General features: G+C 59.2%; 19 protein-coding genes and 2 pseudogenes. 18 read left to right on the top strand and 3 right to left on the bottom strand.

All coding sequences use genetic code 11. The annotated features are described in order from the left end of the window. Positions 1–2: 2 nt before the first annotated feature. The 8 genes and pseudogenes from ACZ89F_RS26140 to ACZ89F_RS26175 all read left to right on the top strand — a co-directional run. Positions 3–302: a ferredoxin family protein gene (locus ACZ89F_RS26140; protein ID WP_128176693.1), complete on the top strand. Its 300-nt coding sequence runs from the start codon at positions 3–5 to the stop codon at positions 300–302. 172 nt (positions 303–474) lie between these two features. Then, positions 475–2244 carry a nif-specific transcriptional activator NifA gene (gene nifA / locus ACZ89F_RS26145; RefSeq protein ID WP_476094896.1) on the top strand — a complete coding sequence of 590 codons (1770 nt, stop codon included), beginning with the start codon at positions 475–477 and terminating at the stop codon, positions 2242–2244. Between the two features lie 498 nt (positions 2245–2742). After that, positions 2743–4221, top strand: coding sequence for a nitrogenase cofactor biosynthesis protein NifB (gene nifB, locus ACZ89F_RS26150; RefSeq protein ID WP_476094897.1), 1479 nt, complete (start codon positions 2743–2745; stop codon positions 4219–4221). A 32-nt stretch (positions 4222–4253) separates the two neighbouring features. Beyond that, positions 4254–4448 carry a 4Fe-4S dicluster domain-containing protein gene (locus ACZ89F_RS26155; protein WP_038655036.1) on the top strand — a complete coding sequence of 65 codons (195 nt, stop codon included), beginning with the start codon at positions 4254–4256 and terminating at the stop codon, positions 4446–4448. Positions 4449–4525: 77 nt separating this feature from the next. Beyond that, positions 4526–4846, top strand: a complete 321-nt coding sequence (locus tag ACZ89F_RS26160) for a nitrogen fixation protein NifZ (protein ID WP_476094899.1) — start codon at positions 4526–4528, stop codon at positions 4844–4846. After that, positions 4843–5055, top strand: coding sequence for a putative nitrogen fixation protein NifT (gene nifT, locus ACZ89F_RS26165; protein WP_476094901.1), 213 nt, complete (start codon positions 4843–4845; stop codon positions 5053–5055). The genes ACZ89F_RS26160 and nifT overlap by 4 nt, the downstream gene beginning before the upstream one ends. A gap of 37 nt (positions 5056–5092) precedes the next feature. After that, positions 5093–5977, top strand: coding sequence for an SIR2 family NAD-dependent protein deacylase (locus ACZ89F_RS26170; protein WP_476094903.1), 885 nt, complete (start codon positions 5093–5095; stop codon positions 5975–5977). 194 nt (positions 5978–6171) lie between these two features. Further along, positions 6172–6807, top strand: a pseudogene (locus ACZ89F_RS26175) (ABC transporter transmembrane domain-containing protein); the annotation flags it as partial. Here the strand turns inward: ACZ89F_RS26175 and ACZ89F_RS26180 are convergent. Then, entirely contained in the window at positions 6807–7355 is a 549-nt protein-coding gene (locus ACZ89F_RS26180) for a sugar O-acetyltransferase (RefSeq protein ID WP_476094905.1), read from the bottom strand. The pseudogene ACZ89F_RS26175 and the gene ACZ89F_RS26180 sit on opposite strands and share 1 nt — an antisense overlap. Before the next feature lie 720 nt (positions 7356–8075). Here ACZ89F_RS26180 and ACZ89F_RS26185 point away from each other — a divergent pair. From ACZ89F_RS26185 to ACZ89F_RS26195, 3 genes are read left to right on the top strand one after another with little or no spacing between them, the layout of a single operon-like run. Then, positions 8076–8396 carry a nucleotidyltransferase domain-containing protein gene (locus ACZ89F_RS26185; RefSeq protein ID WP_476094907.1) on the top strand — a complete coding sequence of 107 codons (321 nt, stop codon included), beginning with the start codon at positions 8076–8078 and terminating at the stop codon, positions 8394–8396. Next, the gene (locus ACZ89F_RS26190) at positions 8383–8913 is read left to right on the top strand and encodes a ribonuclease toxin HepT-like protein (protein ID WP_476094909.1); all 531 of its coding nucleotides are present in this window, start codon (positions 8383–8385) and stop codon (positions 8911–8913) included. The genes ACZ89F_RS26185 and ACZ89F_RS26190 overlap by 14 nt, the downstream gene beginning before the upstream one ends. Positions 8914–8917: 4 nt before the next feature. Further along, positions 8918–9178: an HVO_A0114 family putative DNA-binding protein gene (locus ACZ89F_RS26195; protein WP_476097392.1), complete on the top strand. Its 261-nt coding sequence runs from the start codon at positions 8918–8920 to the stop codon at positions 9176–9178. Positions 9179–9427: 249 nt separating this feature from the next. Here the strand turns inward: ACZ89F_RS26195 and nifA (ACZ89F_RS26200) are convergent, their stop codons facing one another. Then, positions 9428–11203, bottom strand: a complete 1776-nt coding sequence (gene nifA, locus ACZ89F_RS26200; protein ID WP_476097393.1) for a nif-specific transcriptional activator NifA — start codon at positions 11201–11203, stop codon at positions 9428–9430. A gap of 1038 nt (positions 11204–12241) precedes the next feature. Here nifA (ACZ89F_RS26200) and ACZ89F_RS26205 point away from each other — a divergent pair. The 3 genes from ACZ89F_RS26205 (at position 12242) to ACZ89F_RS26215 (ending at position 16015) form a co-directional block, all read left to right on the top strand. Then, a complete protein-coding gene (locus tag ACZ89F_RS26205; RefSeq protein ID WP_476097394.1) occupies positions 12242–13543 on the top strand; it encodes a dicarboxylate/amino acid:cation symporter in 1302 nt (433 codons plus the stop codon). Positions 13544–13831: 288 nt separating this feature from the next. Then, positions 13832–14896 carry a LacI family DNA-binding transcriptional regulator gene (locus tag ACZ89F_RS26210; protein WP_476097395.1) on the top strand — a complete coding sequence of 355 codons (1065 nt, stop codon included), beginning with the start codon at positions 13832–13834 and terminating at the stop codon, positions 14894–14896. A gap of 162 nt (positions 14897–15058) precedes the next feature. Further along, a complete protein-coding gene (locus ACZ89F_RS26215) occupies positions 15059–16015 on the top strand; it encodes a TIM barrel protein (protein ID WP_476094911.1) in 957 nt (318 codons plus the stop codon). Here ACZ89F_RS26215 and ACZ89F_RS26220 read toward each other — a convergent pair. Next, a complete protein-coding gene (locus tag ACZ89F_RS26220) occupies positions 15909–16826 on the bottom strand; it encodes a LysR family transcriptional regulator (RefSeq protein WP_476094913.1) in 918 nt (305 codons plus the stop codon). The two genes, ACZ89F_RS26215 and ACZ89F_RS26220, sit on opposite strands and share 107 nt — an antisense overlap. A 158-nt stretch (positions 16827–16984) precedes the next feature. Here ACZ89F_RS26220 and ACZ89F_RS26225 point away from each other — a divergent pair, with 158 nt between their 5' ends. The 4 genes and pseudogenes from ACZ89F_RS26225 (at position 16985) to ACZ89F_RS26240 (ending at position 19362) form a co-directional block, all read left to right on the top strand. Further along, positions 16985–17575: a NodA family N-acyltransferase gene (locus ACZ89F_RS26225; protein ID WP_476097396.1), complete on the top strand. Its 591-nt coding sequence runs from the start codon at positions 16985–16987 to the stop codon at positions 17573–17575. Next, positions 17572–17770: pseudogene (locus ACZ89F_RS26230) on the top strand (polysaccharide deacetylase family protein); the annotation flags it as partial. The gene ACZ89F_RS26225 and the pseudogene ACZ89F_RS26230, both read left to right, overlap by 4 nt. Before the next feature lie 101 nt (positions 17771–17871). Further along, on the top strand, positions 17872–18153 hold the full coding sequence (locus ACZ89F_RS26235; protein WP_476094915.1) for an acyl carrier protein: 282 nt from the start codon (positions 17872–17874) through the stop codon (positions 18151–18153). After that, positions 18154–19362: a beta-ketoacyl-[acyl-carrier-protein] synthase family protein gene (locus ACZ89F_RS26240; RefSeq protein ID WP_476094917.1), complete on the top strand. Its 1209-nt coding sequence runs from the start codon at positions 18154–18156 to the stop codon at positions 19360–19362. Positions 19363–19454: the final 92 nt, after the last annotated feature.

Here is a 19454-nt window from a genome sequence, read left to right on the forward strand (position 1 = left end):
ACATGACGAACCCAGTGACGAAATTTCGCGTCGAGGACAAGCTTTACCAGAACCGCTATCTGGTGGACTCCGGCCGTCCGCATATAAAGGTGCGACCGCACGAGCAACCAAGCGCGAATCTGCTAGCGCTGACCCGCGTCTGTCCCGCGAAATGCTACGAGTTGAACGACAAAGGTCAGGTTGAAATCACCGCCGATGGCTGCATGGAGTGCGGCACCTGCCGCATCTTGTGCGAGACCAGCGGCGAGATCGAATGGAACTATCCGCGCGGTGGCTTCGGTGTCCTCTTCAAGTTCGGATGATCGGCGTTCGCACCGTTTAATGGGTGCGCACCTGTGTACTCCTGACGTTACGACCAAGCGCCAACCCTTCCTGGCACCATCTCGCAAAAGTGGGGAGCGGGTGAACACTGTGCTTGAAATGCCGAAGGCGCTTGGGAGGAGCATTCGGGACCACAACTCATGAGGTGTTTCCATGGCTCACATACCGCCGGATCGCTTTAACGAAGTAGGACCTCGAGACACCCGCCGCGAACCGGGCAGCGATCCGCTCTCCCAAGCAGATGTCTGGCTCAGGGGAATCTACGAGATATCGAAGGCCCTGACCGCTCCGGCGCGGCTGGAGATTACGCTTGCCAATGTCGCGAATATACTCCCATCGTTTGTGCAAATGCGTCACGGAGCAATCGTTGTACTGGACGCTGAAGGTGATCCGGAGATTGCCGCGAGTGCTGGCGACGCCGATACGGCCCGATCAGGCACTCACCCCATCGTACCACAGGCCGTGATAGACCAGATCGTCGCTACGAGGACGCTTCTCATGATACCGGACGTCAGCACGTCTGAGCTATTTCAGGCTGACCCTGAAACATATCCCAGCGGCAATTCCCTCCCAATTGCCTTTATTGGCATCCCGGTGAAGGCTGAGCATAAGATCATTGGGGTGTTGTCGCTCGACCGCGTAAGGGACAGCCCCACCGGCTCCCTCTACGATGAGGACATAGGGTTCCTGACGATGGTCGCCAACCTCGTCGGCCGAACTGTTCGCCGCCATCGCGCCCTGACTCCGGATCGTGAGCGGCGCGTCGATTCGCAATGGACACTGAAGGGTTCGTCCGATGAGGACAAGACCGACTCCGTCCCGCATCCGCCTGTCAAAATGGAGGGGATCATCGGGGAAAGTCCCGCACTCAAGCAGGTGCTCGAAACCGTATCCATCATTGCAAGGACGAATTCTACCGTGCTTCTGCGGGGCGAAAGCGGCACGGGCAAGGAATTTTTTGCGCAGGCCATCCATAAGCTCTCACCTCGGAGGAGGAAGCCTTTCGTCAAATTGAACTGCGCCGCACTGTCTGAAAGCATTCTGGAGTCGGAGCTGTTCGGGCATGAAAAAGGTGCCTTCACAGGGGCCGTCTCGCAGCGCGCCGGCCGTTTTGAACTGGCGAATGGCGGAACGCTGCTACTGGACGAAATCGGCGAGATTTCGCCTGCCTTTCAAGCCAAGCTGTTGCGCGTCTTGCAGGAAGGCGAACTGGAGCGTGTCGGCGGCACCAAGACGCTACAGGTGGATGTCCGCCTCATATGCGCCACCAACAGGGATCTTGAGACGGCTGTTGTAAACAGGGAGTTCAGGGCCGACCTTTACTTTCGCATCAATGTGGTGCCAATCATCCTGCCTCCGCTCCGAGAGCGACCCGGGGATATTCCGCGCCTTGCGAACGCCTTCCTAGATCGATTCAACAAGGAGAACCATCGCGAACTCGCCTTCGCGCCGTCGGCGCTGGAGCTGATCTCGCAATGCTATTTCCCCGGTAACGTCCGCGAGTTGGAGAACTGCGTGCAAAGGACGGCCACGCTAGCGCGTTCAAGGACAATCGCTCCGTCGGATTTTGGCTGCAACAATAACCAGTGCCTGTCTCGGCTCCTCTGGAAAAGAGCTGATCATTGGCACGGCGGCAATACCGGCAACGAGCGGGCTCGAAGCAACATTACGCCCGTTGGATCGCGGATGCCGGCCGGGCGCTTCGGCGACCCACAGGACAGCGTATTGCCTCATACGGCCGACGCTCCAAACGATCCTGCTTTTCCTGCAACAGGCCCGCGCCTGACGGAACGCGACCGGCTGATCGAAGCGATGGAGAAGGTCGGCTGGGTTCAGGCTAAGGCCGCTCGTATCCTCGGCGTCACGCCGCGGCAGGTCGGATACGCTCTGCGCCGACATAATATCGAGGTGAAGAAATTCTAGCGTGCTCGTGACCTGGAGAACAAGACTGCGCCAGGTTCGCGAGAACCTGTCGGAGCCCGAGCCAAAGCTACGCGACCGTGCGACGATCGTCATGCCTTCATCGCGGTGACGCCACCGGGGCTTCTAGCGTCTTGACAAGCGTAAGGGGGCGCACGACTAATCCTTGTCCAAACCATGCCGACGCGGATATCGGGCGATAACTTCACCACGGACGAGTTTGCCGTCGCCGGGACCGACATCTTCGTCTCAGACCGGTCGAGCACGTTGTGCCGAGGCGATCACGGGTGAAGGGTCGACTTTCTCTCTCGGAATCATGTCCGGCCGGCGTCGTCTTCCTCACGTTGTGTGCGTAGCCACTGTCGGAGGTCCGACAAAGTTATGTCGGAGCAACCCCACGATATCCGATACGGAAGCCAATTCGTGATCTAGCGGCACCTTTTGAGTTGGCATTGCGCTTGCGCTTTGAACGGCGACGTTAACCCGCAACGGAGCCGTTCAATGTCCGCACCGGTAATTTCGGTTGAGCGCCTGACCGGCAGGTTCTCCGACCAGTTGCTGGCGAGCGCGCATTCGGGTGGCTGCGCATCTTCCTCCTGCGGCTCGTCGACAAGGCCGGACGATGTTGATCCGGCTATCTGGGACAAAATCAAGGATCACCCGTGCTTTTCAGAAGAGGCGCATCACTATTTCGCGCGCATGCACGTCGCGGTCGCACCGGCCTGCAATGTCCAGTGCAACTACTGCAATCGTAAATATGACTGCGCCAACGAAAGCCGGCCTGGGGTAGTATCGGAAAAGCTGACGCCCGACCAGGCAGTACGCAAGGTGATCGCGGTCGCCAACGAAGTGCCGCAGCTTTCCGTGCTTGGCATCGCCGGACCGGGCGATGCCTGTTACGACTGGGAGAAGACGAAGGCAACGTTCGAATGCGTTGTTAGGGAAATCCCCGACGTCCAACTTTGCATCTCTACCAATGGGCTCGCGCTGCCAGACCACGTCGACGAGCTTGCCGACATGAATGTCGATCACGTGACGATCACCATCAACATGGTCGATCCGGAAGTCGGCGCAAAGATCTATCCCTGGATCTTTTACGACCATCGCCGCTACGTCGGCATCGAAGCCGCCAGGATTCTTCACGGGCGGCAGATGCTGGGCTTGGAGATGCTGAGCGCGCGCGGCATCCTCACCAAAATCAATTCGGTGATGATCCCCGGGGTGAACGACCAGCACCTGATTGAGGTGAACAAGTGGGTCAAGCAGCGCGGCGCGTTCCTGCACAACGTCACGCCCCTGATTTCAGACCCGGCGCACGGCACGCACTACGGACTGACCGGGCAGCGCGGCCCAAATGCAATGGAGATGAAGGCTCTTCAGGATCGACTTGAAGGCGGCGCCAAGTTGATGCGCCACTGCCGGCAGTGCCGGGCAGATGCCGTCGGCCTGCTCGGCGAGGATCGTGGCCAGGAATTCACACTCGACCAGATTCCCAGCGAGCTCACGTACGATGCCAGCAAGCGCGAAACCTATCGGGAGCTGGTCGCGGACGAGCGTCGCGATCACCTGGCGGCCAGGAGCGAAGCGATCGGAATGGTCAAGACAGCGAGCTCCGGCAAGTCCCTCCTCGTCGCGGTGGCGACTAAGGGCGGCGGCCGCATCAACGAACACTTCGGCCATGCCAAAGAATTCCAAGTGTATGAAGCCTCGCCGAGAGGGATCAATCTCATCGGGCACCGCAAGGTTGAGCAGTATTGCCTTGGCGGTTGGGGCGAGAATGCCACTCTCGACGGCGTCATCGCTGCGCTGGAAGGCGTAGATTTCGTGCTTTGCGCCAAGATTGGAAATTGCCCCAAGGATCAGCTCGCGGAGGCCGGTATCCAAGCAACCGACGCTTACGGTCATGACTACATTGAGACGGCAATCGGCGCCATTTACGCCGCCGAGTCTGGCGTCCCGGCACTCGCGGCGACCGCCTGAGCCGTCTCATTCCACTCGAACCAGGAGTCAAAATGGCTTTCAAGATCATCGCATCCCAATGCACGCAATGCGGCGCCTGCGAATTCGAATGCCCTTCCGGAGCGATCAAGTTCAAAGGCGAGAGCTACGTGGTCGAGCCGCAGAAGTGCACCGAATGCGAGGGGGCCTTCGATACCCAGCAATGTGCCTCGGTATGTCCGGTGCCGAAAACCTGCGTTCCTGCCTGACCCCAATCAGACTACCGCCTAGCGGCCGCCTCCGGGGGCCTGCGAACACTGTAGCCTCAAAGAAACAAGGAACCGCCATGTGGCTCGCACGCGAACAGGAGGTCGAAATCCACAGGCCTCCCCGATTTAGGCCGGGAGAGCGGGTCCGTGCCATTCGTCACATAAAGAATGACGGCACGTATCCTGGCAGCGAGATCGGCGAAAATCTCGTGCGCAAGGGTGAAGAGGGCTATGTGCGCGACATTGGCACGTTTCTACAGCAGTTCTTCATCTATGCGGTCGAATGGATCGACCGTGGCACCGTCGTCGGCATGCGAGCGCGTGAATTGATGAGCCTCGACAAAGGCGACGCTCCCTGCAGTGCCAAAGGAAACGCGAAACAAGGAACGTCCGGATGAAAGTAATGATCCGCAGGACCGATGCCGGGTTGTCAGCGTATGTCCCCAAAAAGGATCTCGAAGAGCCGATTATCAAGTTCGACAACCAAGATTTGTGGGGCGGGGTCGTAACGCTCAGGAACGGCTGGCGGCTCCTCTTACCCGATCTCCCGCCACATACGCGTCTGCCGATCACCGTCGAGGCAAGGAAGCTTTCCGACGAGGTTTAATGCTGCCCCTTATGAGAGGCATCGAAAGGAAACGAGCATGAACACGACCCCGACCTCGGGCCACCTCGTCGTCGTCCGGGACAGTTTTGCCAGGAAGCTGCTTGAGCTGGCAAGACAAGCACTCGTCTCCGATCAGGTGATTCCTTATCTCGGTCCGGGTCTCCTCCGGCTCGGCTCTGCGGAGCCGCCTGTACCGTGTACCCCCGAAGCAGTTGCCGCGGCACTCAACACGCGCGCGCCAGCCCCCTCGAAGATCCGCACCAATATGTGGTCAGTCGCGCAATTCATCGAACAGCGCCGGCATCGCCGCACGCTTCAAGCTTGGATGACTGATATATTCGCGGCGCAGGCCGCGCCGAACCTCCTCCACGCCTGGCTCGCAAGACTCCCGCTCTCCCTCATCATCGACAGCTGGTACGAAGGCGCCATGCGCGCGTCGCTAGCAGAGGCCGGCCGAACCGACGTCATCGAGATACAAGGCGTCACGCGGGCGAATGAAGTCGGTAACATTTGGACCAGAACTTACGACTTGTCCGGAAGGGAACTCGACGCCGGAGCAACGACAAAGACGGTTCTCTATACGCCTCATGGCAGTATCAGGCCGGCTGCCAATTTTCTCATCGCCGATTCCGACTATGTCGAAGCGCTGACCGAAATCGACATCCAGACGCCTATCCCTGATGTGGTGAAGCAACGGCGCACCAATCGGGGCTTTTTCTTCGTCGGCTGCCGCTTCAACGATCAGATGCTGCGCACTTACGCCAGGCAGATCATGAAGCGCTCAGAAGGCCCACGTTACGCGATAATGGACGGGCAAACGCTGACCAAAAACGAAGCCCGTTTCCTTGGGGCAAGCGGGATCACAGTGATTGACATGCCAGCGAGCGAAGCCGTGGCGCAACTCGCCGGGTCAGCGTCTTGAGCCGATAGTGGTCAGGATCAACTTGAAGGGCGCCTTTGATGTGAGTCGACCGGCTTGCTTCCGAAGGCGCAAAATTCAGTCGGGAACACACCGTGAGCAGAGATGCTGTTGGGACGACCTCTCTCAAATCGTCCGGGCATGTGAAAGCGGCGGGGTGGGGCCGAGGCTTGAGCACTCTGCTGCGCATTACGCGCATGAATTTGAGGCACCCGTGGCAGGTCGCGCTTGCTATCAGTGCGACGATCATAGCCGTGATCCTGCAGTTGCTAATACCCCGGCTTCTCGGCAGGGCTGTCGACCAGACCCAGGAGGCAATCGGAAGTAGTGTCACTGGGACGGATGCAGCACAAGCGCCATTGACTCTGGCTCTCCTGCTTCTCGCCGCGAGTACGCTGCGCGGCATCTTCACGATGGCGCAAAACTATTTTGCCGAAGCCGTCGGGCATCACGTCGCGTATGGACTGCGGCTGGCTTGTTACGACAAGGTTCAGCGCCTCAGTTTTTCCTTTCACGACCCGGTGCATTCAGGCGACCTGATCACTCTCGGCATCCTCGATCTCGACGGCGTGCGGATGTATTTTTCCACCGCCCTGGTTCGCTTGCTTCTGCTCACCATGCTGATCGGGATCGGCGCCTACATGATGATCTCAACCGACCCGGTGCTCGGTCTCATCGCGCTAAGCTTCGTGCCTTTCGTGGCCTGGAGATCGTCGGTCACGCAGCTTAAGTTACGCGTCATCTGGCTCGACCTGTAGGACCGGCTTTCCGTCCTAGGCCGCGTGATGGAGGAAAATCTCGCGGGGATCCGCGTTGTCCGGGCGTTTTCAGGTCATCTTACCCGAGCTGGATTTCCCACGACCTTCGCCCCTTCGGGGACGTCTCGCGTGACCACGCTGCCAGCGCCCACGACCGCATCATTGCCAATCGTAATGCCCGGCAGGATGATTGCTCCACCGCCGATCCAGGCACGACTGCCAATTCGGACAGGACGCCCGAATAGCAGACCGCGCTGCCGCTGCTCGGGATCATGTGGATGTTCGGCGGTATAGATCTGTACTGCGGGGCCAATTGTCGTTCCTTTGCCAATCCTCACCTCTGCCACGTCAAGGATGATGCAGTTGAAGTTGACGTAGACGTCGGCCTCGATGCGGATGTTGAAACCGTAATCGCAGAAAAAGGGCGGACGGATGACCGCTCCGGGTCCAACTTCTCCGAGCCGCTCGGACAAGAGCGTATGCCAATGCTCGGCAGTTTGGCCCAGCATATTATTGTACCGCTTTAGCCAAGCCCCCGTAGCTAGCAGGTCGGCTTGGATCTCCGGATCCGAAGCATTGTACAACTCGCCTGCGAGCATCTTCTCTTTTTGACTGCGCATCATCGTTCCTCGTCAGACCGTGCCCTCAGGGGTGGTGTAGGAGTACACAACGGATTACCTCGATCAACTTTGTGTCTTGGTCTTGCCGCCCGGCTTGAGAACCGGGCGGAGCCTCTGCACAGCCTTCAGGCGATGAAGCGTTGCTGAGAGCCGGACGCAGGTGCCAATTAACCATCCAGTCGGTCAACCGTCCAGCCGGAGAGATTGATTCTCTGCCACTTTGCAGATTTGGCGTCTGCCAATAGGACGGTGAGCGATCGGCGTATGTGTCAGACCGGCATTGGAGCCACGGTGACTGCGCGCCTTTCACGACACACGATCGGGCAACCCAAGGAACATGTCACTCTCCGGCCTGATGCGCGGGATCGTCTGGCAGACAGCCCAAGGTGATGGTGCGCTGGGCTCAGAAGCTGTTTGCCCGAAGATGACGTTGTCGTCTTCCGGATCTAAACACCGCCGTTCGAGAGCCGCCATTGCACTTTGCATTATACCTGCCCGCTACGGAAACGGGTCCTCGTTCGTATTTAGCTTGATGCAACTTAGCATCCGGCGCCGGTTTGTCGGACAGCAGAACACCTAACTGTCTGCCACTCAATAAGGTCCATCCTCCGCAAATGGCTTGAATATATATCATACAATGATATATAAGCTGACGGGTGCTAGCGGAGTTGCGGCAATCCAACCTTGGGGTCACAGTTGGACCAAAGGGCAACGGACGAAAAGATGAACAAGATCGACACTTTGATCCGCCGAAGAGCTGACAACCGCCGGAAGACCGCGCAAGCCTGTGTATCGCGCATTCTCTGGAACGCCAAAGCCCGCGGCGTCGATATCTCCGTCATCGGATCCCTCGCGAAAAACCGTTTCCGCGTCCACTCGGACGTAGATCTGCTGGTTCACGGAAGCACTGATCCTGCGCGCCGGACCATGGTAGAGCGCTTGGTCGCAGACCAGCTGCGGGGAACGAACATTCCCTATGACCTGATCTTTGCCTCAGACGTTTCGTCCGAACGAGTGCAGGATTTGCTCAATGACAGCGTTTAAGCATCCGGCATTCGCAAAACTGTCGCCGAAAATCGACCGCGCTTCTAAGGAACTGCAGAAAATCGAGGAATACTTGTCGGCTCATGGGAGTGAGATGTCACTCGGCGAGTGGGGAGCGGTCGCAGCTGTTTCGCTGGGAGTCCACAACGTCTACAACGGCATCGAGGAGATCCTGCTCAGCCTGTCCAACGACATAGACGGCCTCGTTCCCCAAGGGCCTACGATGCACCAGGACGTGCTCGATCAGATGTCGGCGGAAATTGCTGGCATCCGCCCGGCTGTGCTCGACCCGGAGCTTTATGAGTCCCTGAGTGAGTTAAAGGGATTCCGTCACCTGGTGAGGCGTCGGTACGGTTTTGACCTGAAAACAGACAAGGTGCAGGAAAACCTCGACAGGGTAAAAGAGGCATTTCCGTCTTTCATCGAGGCCATCGTTTGCTTGGAAAGCTCTCTTACTGAGGAAAACGCGCACGACAGTGATGGCGGCGACGGCTCAGGAGGCGGGGGTGGTCCGTGAACCAATGGCTCAGTGTGCGCCGGAAGAGATTCTGCGGGCGTTGACCCCTGAGAATTGTCGGCTGGTGGCGCTGATCCATCGGTATCGACCGCAAAGCATCACGGAACTGTGCAGGTTGGCGGCGCGTCCGCAGCCGAACATATCCCGCTCCTTGGCGGCCCTTGAGCGGGCGGGAATTGTCTCAATGGTGGGCTCCAGGCCGAAGAGACCCGAACTCGCCGTGCAACGAGTCACGATCGAACTCCTTGAGCTTCAGAGCGGCTGACGCACACTTGGTGGCATCTGCGCCTAATGCCGCATTTTTCTCCGTTTCAGTTCCAGTGCACAAGCTGCGATCGAGGATGATAGCGTCGCTGCCTCCACACCCAAGTGCGTCGTGAACGGCCGCGGCGTCATGCCGGGCTGTGCTATCGGATCGGAAATTGGCACTGACGCGGGAGCCCCGCATCAGTCGTCTCAAGGCGCCAAGCACGAATGCTTAACTTGTTCTAGCTACTCGCTTCGGTCGATTGTTTCACCAACGCTTGACCTCGATGCCGTGCTTCCTCAATACGTAGCCAATCTGGCGCGGCGTCAGTCCAAGCAGGCGTGCCGCCTTTGCCTGGACCCAGCCACATCTTTCCAGGGCTGCGATAACACGTTCGGCATCGGCCGTTCTCGCACCAGGGCCCAGCGGCGGCGATCCTGCGGTCTCAGGAGGCGGGACTGCGACGGCGGCAGAAGTGTTGGCAGCAGCCGGCGGTGTGGCCGGAACCACTGGCGCCGGCAACATCGGCGGGGGTTGCAGCGCGAGGTTGTCAGATCTGATCTTATGCAGCGCCGCTGCGAAGCATTGGCCCTGGCGGCATGCAAAGTCGCCTCTCCCGATTGATGCTCCCGCCGCCAGAAGCGCTGTCCGTTTCACGCAGTTTTCGAGCTCGCGAATGTTGCCGGGAAAACTACAGTTTATCAGCACTTCGATCGCACTGGGATCGAGGGTCAGCGTACGGCCGTTCTCATCATTGAAATTCTTGAGAAACTCGGCTGCGAGGAGCGGAATATCACTGCGCCTTTCGCGTAGCGCCGGCACCGGCAGGGGAACCATATTGATGCGGTAATAGAGGTCCTCACGGAACTCATTTCTGGCAACTGCCTCTTCGAGGTTCTTGTTAGTGGCAGCAATGATGCGAACATCGACTTTGATGGTCTGGTTGCCGCCAAGGCGCTCGAACTCCTGCTCCTGCAGTACGCGCAAGAGCTTTGCCTGGAACGATGGCGAGATCTCGCCGATCTCGTCCAGGAACAACGTCCCCTTGTCGGCGAGCTCAAAGCGCCCCTTGCGCGAGTTGAACGCGCTTGTGAATGCGCCCTTCTCGTGACCGAACAATTCGGACTCTAGGACTGTCTCGGACAGCGCCGCGCAATTGAGCTTGATGAAGGGCCGCTTGGCGCGCGGCGACAAGTCGTGGAGGGCTTTGGCGATCATCTCCTTCCCGGTACCGGATTCGCCTCGCAACAGAACCGCAACCTTGGCCTTGGCTACGACCTGGACCTTCTCAAGCAGATCGCGCAACGCCAAACTGTCGCCGATTATCCCTTCGACGTGAACCTTGTTACGCTGCCGCGCCGGGTGGTTCTGCTTTGGCTGCAAGTCCTGCTGTGCCATCGGTTGCTCGCGGTCGCCCACTAAAGAGCGATGCAACTTCACTGTCTGTCCTACCAGGTTGGCGATTAGGGTGAGCAGATGAAGGGTGTAATCGAGCCAAACTCTTGGGCTATCGTCCAGTACGTGGTCGATGGTCAGTGTGCCGACGACATCCGGATCGACGCGAATGGGAACGCCGATGAAAGATACTGCCACGTTGTTGGAGAGCCCGAGCACGTCCATGTCGGCGGCGGTGAAAGCCGAATGAACCGCGATGTTCTCGGTGACCAGGGGCGCGCCCGTGGTCATAATCTGGTCGATTGCCTTCCGCGGCAAATACATACGGCAGTCCTCACTGCGGCTTTCGCTCCAGCCGGCGCCGACGGCGATTTTCAGTTCGCCATCACTGTCGAAGAGAGAGATGATGCCGTGCCGCATCGGCAGAAACGATCGCAGTACATCTAGGACTTTGGTCAGCCTGACTTCGAGCCCGGAGTCGGCGTGCAGCGCTTTCAATATTTCCCATATGCCGGCATGCTCGCTCTCGCGCGACGGCAGAATGGCGGATTCTACCTCATCCCTTTTCGCGTCACGGAGCGACGAGCAGCATGACGGCGTCTGCTCAGCACTTTCTTCAGATTGGCGATTCTTGTCGTGATCTAGCATGTCATCCTCGATCTTGGGCAGCGAAAGCAACGTCGCGCCATCTGGTCCCGCGACGTCCCTGGAGCGTAGACGGCTCACGTGAAATGGCATCGGAGCCCGAGCCACGGTTGGCCGGGAAGTGGGCGCTCTACAGGCTCCTCCCGAGCGCAGCCACGCTGCTCGGAACGAGCTGGCTAGTCAACCGAGCTTCCTTGCATTTGTGAAAGGTAAGTAGAAGGCCATGATAGAATTCCACCAATTTAGATGTGGCCAGCGGGTCGATTGGAAACGGCAAACATGTTTGCCCCGCGTCTCGCGAGTGCATGGCGCGCTGAGCGAAACCGAGCGCATTTGCGCGGCTTTTATCGCCCAAAAGTGGTGCGGAAGCGGCAAATCGCTGCCGACGTCCTCCTGGCCCGGCTCGCTGAGTGGATGGCGACAATCGTTCATTCCGCCGCTATTTGATGCCATTGACGCGAGAGCGGGCTGGCGCGTGCGATCACGCGAAGTTGTCTTCCTGCCGGGCTTCAGTTTCGTGCCGAAGCATCTCCTCCCTCACACCAATTGCGCCAGCACCGGCGAATCAATCGGTCTGTCGACGGCCCTTCGAGACGCTCTGCATCGGCGGGAGCGCGGCCAAAGCACGCTCGTGTAGGGAATCCTCCACTCCGGTGCGCGGTCGGTCGCAATACGGCAAGGAAGCGAGGGGGCATCGGGGCGCCAGAGACACGACGGGCGGCCGCTCTACCAGGCAAAGGAATCAGTGCACAGGGCCCTGCCAATCCTGCCTCTTCTAGCGACCGCATTGCTTCAGACACGGAATAATGTCGAGCCTCATGTGCGAGATTTCGCCCATGATGGAGGCAATCAGTGCGGAAACCTGCACAAGCCCTCACGGAAACCCGGGTGACCGAACGGATGAACACGCATGATTGGGCGCGGGTTTCCACTTGGCACGACGCTTGCGGCGAGATGCCAGCAGCGCTGGACCGGAGCGCCGCGATGGGAGAAGCGCGGGAGGGGAGGAGGCCCACCCCGATCCGGTCAGGGAGAAGAAAGCTGTTAGCTCCACCAATCCGAAGCGCGGGTCCCGCGCCCCGCAAGGCCTTTTACGCCCAGCTGTATGTGCAGGTGCTTGCCGCCATCGCACTCGGTGTCGCAGTTGGCTATTTCTATCCGGGAACTGGAGAGGCTCTGAAGCCGCTCGGCGATGCGTTCATCAAGCTCGTCAAGATGATTATCGCACCGGTGATTTTTCTAACCGTGACGACCGGCATTGCCGGCATGAACGATCTCAAGAAGGTCGGCCGGGTCGCCGGCAAGGCGATGATCTATTTCCTCACCTTCTCGAGCCTCGCACTGATTGTCGGTCTCATTGTCGCAAATGTCGTTCAGCCAGGTGCCGGCCTCAACATCGATCCAGCCTCGCTCGATGTCCAGGCCGTGAAGGGCTATGCCGCCAAGGTACACGAGCAGTCCGTCACCGGCTTCCTGATGAACATCATCCCGTCCACGATCGTGAGTGCCTTCGCGGACGGCGACATCCTACAGGTCCTGTTCTTCTCGGTTCTGTTCGGCAGCGCCCTCGCGATGGCCGGCGACACGGGCAAGCCGGTGCTTTCTTTGCTTCAGGCGCTCCTCGCGCCAGTGTTCAAGCTGGTCGGCATCCTGATGCAGGCCGCGCCTGTCGGCGCTTTCGGCGCCATGGCCTTCACCATCGGCAAATATGGCATCGGTTCGTTAGCCAATCTCGCCATGCTGGTCGCGACGTTCTATTTCACCGCCTTGCTCTTCGTGTTCGGGATTCTCGGCGCGGTCTGCCGATACAACGGTTTCTCGATCTTTTCTCTCGTGCGCTACATCAAGGAAGAGCTGCTGCTGGTCCTGGCAACGTCCTCCTCGGAGGCCGCGCTGCCCTCGCTCATGGCGAAGATGGAGAAGGCCGGCGCCAAGCGCTCCATCGTGGGTCTCGTCATCCCGACCGGGTATTCCTTTAATCTGGACGGCACCAATATCTACATGACGCTCGCAGCCCTCTTCATCGCGCAGGCGACAAACACTGATTTGTCGGTTGCCGATCAGATCCTCCTGTTGCTCATAGCAATGCTTTCCTCCAAGGGTGCCGCAGGTATCACAGGGGCCGGCTTCATCACGTTGGCTGCTACGCTCTCCGCAGTACCAAGTGTTCCCGTTGCTGGGATGGCTCTAATCCTTGGCGTGGACCGCTTCATGTCCGAATGTCGAGCGCTGACGAACGTAGTTGGCAACGCGGTGGCGGCGCTCGTTGTCGCCCGCTGGGAAGGCGAATTGGACGAAGCGCGCATGAAAGCCGCCTTCTACGGGAGCTTGCCGAGAGATTAAGCCGGCTACACCGCCCCAGTAAGATTGCTGCAGCGCGACCTATCACGGCGCCGGGCTGTCACCAGCACGAAACAATCGCCCGGCTGGCTCTACCAGCGCTTCGCGGGCCAATGAATCAGAAGCGCCAAATGGGGTGAGTACAATAAATATGGACGCCTTACGCAAACGAACCGTGGATCGACAAGCGCCCGGTTGCCCCTGGAGAGCTGTTCATTGGATAGGCTGTCGATCGTGGAGAATGCCGAAATCTTCACTTTGCCGCCGCGAACCGTCACCGGGATGCGCCGGATGACAGAGAGACAGCCGATCAGAATTGGAGCGGCGGCCAAGCGCCCCACAATTGCCGATCTCGCTCGCGAAGCAGGGGTGAGCGTGGCAACGGTCGATCGCGTCCTGAACGCTCGCCTTCCGGTGCGGGTGGAGACGGCGCGCCGGGTCCACGAGGCCGCCCACGCGATCGGCTATCACGCTGCGGGTCTCATCAGACAGCGCTTGCAACGGGACCTGCCGCGCTACCGGCTAGGCTTCATCTTGAGAAAACCGGCCCAGCATTTCTACCAAGAGTTCGCGCGCGAGGTCGAAGCGTCGGTCAGTTCTGCCCAGTGCTTCCACGGCATTCCGCTCATCGAATTCGCCCCGTCACATTCGCCTGGGGACCTGACGGCACTCCTTAAGGATCTTGGTAGCCGATGTCAGGCGATCGCCATGGTGGCGCCGGACCACCCGAAGATCACGGCAGCTGTCGAGGAGCTCAAGGCGAAAGGCGTCCCGGTTTTCTCGCTGCTTTCTGACTTTGCCGCTGGCGTGCGCGAAGGCTACATCGGTCTCAACAACCGCAGGGTCGGGCGGACGGCAGCTTGGATGTTCTCTAAGGCCGCTAAACGGCCCGGCAAGGTCGCGGTGTTTGTCGGCAGCCATCGTTTCCAGGGTCATGAGCTGCGGGAAAGCGGCTTTCGTTCCTACTTCCGTGAGAACGAGCCAGCATTCGAGATGCTTGATACACTCGTGAACCTTGAGAAACGACAGATCACTTACGAGGCGCTACTGGATCTTATGCAGCGGGAACCTGAGCTCGTCGGCTTCTACATGGCTGGCGGCGGCATGGAGGGCGCCATCTCCGCGCTCCGGGAAGAGGGCAAAGGTCAGGATCTCGTCGCGATCGTGAATGAAATCACGCCGGAGTCACGGGAGGCCCTTGCGGATCACATCATCACGATGGCGGTCGCCACGCCACTGCGCCGACTTTGCCAGGAGCTGATGCTGCTGATGGACCGCGCCATCAGGACCGGCACGGCGGAGACACCGGGGCAGACATTTCTGCCGTTCAATATCTATCTGCCGGAAAATATCTGAAATGATGTGATTCTATCAGTGGGTGCCGATTTCCTTTCATAAATGCAAGAATCGCTGGATTGACTAGCTTGCTTCAATCAGGTCTGAGCAGCGCCTGCGGTGGGGGCGCGCGGAGAAGCCAGACATTAACTGGCGCCGCACTTCTGAAGGAAAGCCAACCCCATGCGCCAGGTAACTCCCCGCTTTGCGCTCGAACACATGGCGGCGCCCCCACTAGACATCAGTGCAATTTTCGCGCTTGCGCGTGATCAGGGCCTGACCGACGTTCAAATCCGTGACCATCATTTCAGCAATCCTGCTACACGCGACATTCCGGCTGCGGAAGTCCAGTCTGCCGCCACCGAAGCGGGCGTCACAATAATCTCGATCAACGAGTTGCAGCGCTTCAACGACTGGACTCCCACCCGTCAGGCTGAAGCGATCAAGCTCGCCGACTATGCGGCGGCGTGCGGAGCTAAGACGGTCGTGCTGGTGCCGGTCAACGACGGCTCGTGGGCCGGCAATGGCGAGCGCCATGACAGTCTCCGCGTCTCTCTAAACGCGCTCAAGCCGATCCTCCAGTCGAGAGGTCTAATCGGTCTCCTCGAGCCTATGGGGTTTCGAACCTGCTCGCTTCGATCAAAGAGGGAAGCGGTCGAGGCCATTGCCGCGGTTGATGGCCAGTCCGTATTCCGCCTCGTGCACGATACGTTCCACCATACCCTGACCGGCGAGACATCCTTGTTCTGTGAGCTTACCGGCCTTGTGCACATTTCTGGCGTGAATGACCCGACCTTCTGGATTTACCCGGATCGCTTCCTTGGAGGTTCCGACAATGGCAGCCAGATCCAGGCGCTGCTTGATGGCGGCTACGCCGGCCCCTTCTCGTTCGAGCTGGTCGAGGAAGTGCGTACGCTGGACGATCTCGCAGGCGCACTTGCCGCCAGCATTGACTTCATTCAGCGCGGACTGTTGACGCGAAAGCAGGTGGTTGCAGAGATAGTCAATGTAAGTGCACGAGCTTCCCGCGGTATCACAGCAGAGCAGCCATCCGGGATGCCTCCTGCATCATTATCTCCCGCATCCAGATGCTTGCCGGATCGCTATTGTGGAGAGCCGGCCACTGGGCGGCTTCGGTGAAAGCGGGAAGCGGCAGCGGAAGTTCGACAATCTGAAGGGGGAATGTTTTCTCGAAATGCCTGACCAGCCGGGAGGGCATGGTCGCTATACGAGCTGTGCCGGACACCATGGGCGGGATCATGCTGAAGCCCTGCACGACAACTTCGACGCGTCTTTTAAGACCATGCTCAAGCAAGAACCATTCCTCGATGGAGGGCATCAGCAAACGTCCGAACCTGACCGAGACGTGTCTCATCGACATGTATCTCTCGAATGTAAGCTGCCGTGGCAGCTGTTTATTCGTGGGACAGCCTACGCATACGAGCCTCTCGTCGAACAAGGTCACGCTTGAATGCGCGCTCGACGTGAACAAATCCGGAAGAATTAAAAAGTCGATGTCACCGCGCCGGAGGAGCTCTTGGGGGCTATCGTCGATAGGCAGCAATTCGAAGCTGACGGCGGGGGCTTCGCGGGCAACACGCTCCACGACTTTTTCAAAAAACACGAGCGTGGCGAAATCGGAGATAATGATCCTGAAGCGGCGATCGGATCGAGCTGGGTCAAACGGATCCGATGAGATAATCGAGCACTGGATGTGCAGGAGAGCGTCGCGGACTGCGGGGGCAAGTGCTGCCGCACGTGACGTCAGAATACGTTCGCGGCCGCTTATGCTGAATAGTTCATCGCCGAAAAAATCGCGCAGCCGGGCGACGGCCGCACTCATGGCCGGCTGACTGAGGTTGATGCGGCGTGCCGCCGCCGAGAGGTTGCGCTCGGCCAGCAGCGCGTCGAGCACGACGAGGAGGTTTAGATCAAGCCCCTTGAAACGCATGTCGGCGTTTATCCATAGAGTGGATACCATCCATCGAAACAAACGATTTTATCATTTTTCTGAAATCTTGCATGGACAAAACACCTGACGCACCGATGAACCGCTGCCTCTATGCCGTGACGAGCGTCTTAAGGACAACCCGAAAGGAGAAATCTTCCATGCGCTCTGCCGTGCAGTGGAGATTATGCTGGGAAAACGACCTGCAATTGACCGACCATGTCGAACTCTCCGACTTCTTCCGAAACACCTATGGACGGACTGGCGCCTTCCACGCAAAGCCGTTCGAAGGCGGCCGCAGTTGGGCTGGCGCGAGGCCAGAACTCCGCCTAATCGCCAGCGACGCCGAGGGTGTAGCAGCACACCTCGGCATACTACGCCGCTTCATCAAGGTTGGCGAGGTCGATCTTTTAGTGGCTGAGATGGGGTTGTACGGCGTTCGTCCGGATCTTGAGAAGCTCGGAATCAGCTTTTCAGTGCGAATTGTGCATCCAGTGCTGCAGCAGCTTGCGGTTCCATTTGCTTTCGGCACGGTTCGGCACGCAATGCGTAACCACGTTGAGAGGTTCTGTAGAGAGGGCGTGGCGACCATAGTGTCGGGAGTTCGCGTACGGTCGAGCCGCCCGGATGCGCACCCCGACTTGCCGCCCACACGCCTGGACGACGTGCTCGTCTTGGTTTCGCCGATTGGACGCTCGATGGACGAGTGGCCGTCCGGCACGCTGATCGACCGGAACGGTCCCGAGCTATGAAACATCTGCCCTACACCAGCGAATTGCCGAGTGAATTTGCTGGTGGAGGCCATCGCAGCGTCTATTCGACGTTTGACGACGGCCCCAATTCATTTTTTACACCGCAGATCATTCGATGTTCTGGCGCAACATCAGGCTCCAGCGAGGTTCCTCGTCATCGGAGCCTGCGCCGCAGACCGGCCGGAACTCATCCGGCTTTTATGAACACGCTTAAAGGCTAATTTTCGCGACGCAGCGCGACTCAGGAGTTGGGTCGCGCCCACATCAAAACAAGCTGAAAATGGAAAGAAACAGAAATGGCTGATCAACTCACAACAGAAATCATAGAAATAATCAAGAAGCGCATCGAATCGGAGAACGCCGGGGGAACGCCTGCACCATCCGTCAGCGAAATAACGACTGCGACGGAAGTGACTGGGCTCGGCATCGATTCACTAGGATTAGCGGACGTGCTCTGGGATCTGGAGCAGGCCTACGGCATTAAAATCGAAATGAACACGGCCGAGGCCTGGTCTGATCTCCAAACGGTCGGCGACATGGTGGAATCCATTCGCGGCTTGCTCAGTAAGGCGGCTTGAATGGATCGGCGCGTCGTCATCACCGGACTGGGCGGGCTGTGCGGACTGGGCACCGATGCCGCCTCCATCTGGACAGGCATGCGCGAGGGGCGATCGGCCATCGGTCCGATCGTCAATCCAAAGCTTCACGGGCTGGAGGGCACGATCGGCGCCGAGATCAAGACGCTGCCTGAGCACGACATTGACCGTAGGCAGCTCCTCTCCATGGACCGCTTCAGCCTGCTTGCCGTGATTGCAGCGCGCGAAGCCATGCGACAGGCCGGACTTTCCAGCGATGAAGGCAATGCCCATCGCTTCGGCGCAACGGTGGGCGTCGGCTTCGCCGGCTACGACGCGACCGAAAAAGCCTATCGCGCCCTCCTTTTGGGCGCCGCGACCCGCGTTGATCTGTTCACTGGAGTAAAGGCGATGCCGAGCGCGGCTGCCTGCCATGTCAGCATGAGCCTCGGCCTGCGCGGGCCGGTCTTCGGCGTCACCTCCGCCTGTGCATCGGCCAATCATGCTTTCGCCTCGGCGGTAGACCAGATCAGGTACGGCCGGGCCGACGTGATGCTTGCGGGAGGCAGCGACGCGCCGTTCGTATTTATCGTGGTGAAGGCATGGGAAGCAATGCGCGTACTCGCTCCGGATACTTGCCGGCCCTTCTCCGCCGACCGGAAGGGCTTAGTGCTGGGTGAGGGTGCAGGCATGGCCGTTCTGGAAAGCTATGATCATGCTGCCGCCCGCGGTGCAACGATTCTTGCCGAGGTCGCCGGCATCGGTCTGTCTGCCGATGCTTTCCACATCGCCGCGCCGGCAGTCCACGGGCCGGAGGCGGCGATGCGCGCCTGCCTTGCCGATGCGGGGCTGAATCCCGAGGACGTGGAGTACCTGAACGCGCACGGCACCGCCACCAAGGCCAACGATCAAATCGAAACGGATGCGATCAAGCGCGTCTTCGGTGACCATGCTTATTCGATGTCCGTGTCTTCCACCAAATCTACCCACGGGCATTGCCTCGGTGCAGCGAGTGCGCTTGAAATGATCGCCTGTGTGATGGCGATCCAAGAGGGCGTAATACCGCCGACCGCCAACTATCGCGAGCCAGACCCCGATTGCGATCTCGACGTTACGCCAAACGTGCCGCGCGAGCGTAAGGTGCGTGTGGCGATGAGCAACGCGTTTGCTATGGGCGGCCTGAACGCAGTTCTAGCATTCAAACAGGTGTAGGAGCCTGCGACATGCCTCCTGCAAAGTCCTTCCGGTCGCGGCCGCCTGCTGAGGTAGGCTGACGGCTGCATGTCCTAGCGTAGCGCCTGGGG

Source organism: Mesorhizobium sp. USDA 3734, from assembly GCF_056279665.1.

Coding starts and splice junctions, on each gene's coding strand:
- ACZ89F_RS26190 (WP_476094909.1), top strand. CDS start 8,383: ATGACAGCGTTTAAGCATCCGGCATTCGCAAAACTGTCGCCGAAAATC.
- ACZ89F_RS26180 (WP_476094905.1), bottom strand. CDS start 7,355: ATGATGCGCAGTCAAAAAGAGAAGATGCTCGCAGGCGAGTTGTACAAT.
- ACZ89F_RS26235 (WP_476094915.1), top strand. CDS start 17,872: ATGGCTGATCAACTCACAACAGAAATCATAGAAATAATCAAGAAGCGC.
- ACZ89F_RS26225 (WP_476097396.1), top strand. CDS start 16,985: ATGCGCTCTGCCGTGCAGTGGAGATTATGCTGGGAAAACGACCTGCAA.
- nifT (WP_476094901.1), top strand. CDS start 4,843: ATGAAAGTAATGATCCGCAGGACCGATGCCGGGTTGTCAGCGTATGTC.
- ACZ89F_RS26215 (WP_476094911.1), top strand. CDS start 15,059: ATGCGCCAGGTAACTCCCCGCTTTGCGCTCGAACACATGGCGGCGCCC.
- ACZ89F_RS26170 (WP_476094903.1), top strand. CDS start 5,093: ATGAACACGACCCCGACCTCGGGCCACCTCGTCGTCGTCCGGGACAGT.
- ACZ89F_RS26210 (WP_476097395.1), top strand. CDS start 13,832: ATGACAGAGAGACAGCCGATCAGAATTGGAGCGGCGGCCAAGCGCCCC.
- ACZ89F_RS26185 (WP_476094907.1), top strand. CDS start 8,076: ATGAACAAGATCGACACTTTGATCCGCCGAAGAGCTGACAACCGCCGG.
- nifB (WP_476094897.1), top strand. CDS start 2,743: ATGTCCGCACCGGTAATTTCGGTTGAGCGCCTGACCGGCAGGTTCTCC.
- ACZ89F_RS26240 (WP_476094917.1), top strand. CDS start 18,154: ATGGATCGGCGCGTCGTCATCACCGGACTGGGCGGGCTGTGCGGACTG.
- nifA (WP_476097393.1), bottom strand. CDS start 11,203: ATGCTAGATCACGACAAGAATCGCCAATCTGAAGAAAGTGCTGAGCAG.
- ACZ89F_RS26220 (WP_476094913.1), bottom strand. CDS start 16,826: ATGCGTTTCAAGGGGCTTGATCTAAACCTCCTCGTCGTGCTCGACGCG.
- nifA (WP_476094896.1), top strand. CDS start 475: ATGGCTCACATACCGCCGGATCGCTTTAACGAAGTAGGACCTCGAGAC.
- ACZ89F_RS26140 (WP_128176693.1), top strand. CDS start 3: ATGACGAACCCAGTGACGAAATTTCGCGTCGAGGACAAGCTTTACCAG.
- ACZ89F_RS26160 (WP_476094899.1), top strand. CDS start 4,526: ATGTGGCTCGCACGCGAACAGGAGGTCGAAATCCACAGGCCTCCCCGA.
- ACZ89F_RS26155 (WP_038655036.1), top strand. CDS start 4,254: ATGGCTTTCAAGATCATCGCATCCCAATGCACGCAATGCGGCGCCTGC.
- ACZ89F_RS26195 (WP_476097392.1), top strand. CDS start 8,918: ATGGCTCAGTGTGCGCCGGAAGAGATTCTGCGGGCGTTGACCCCTGAG.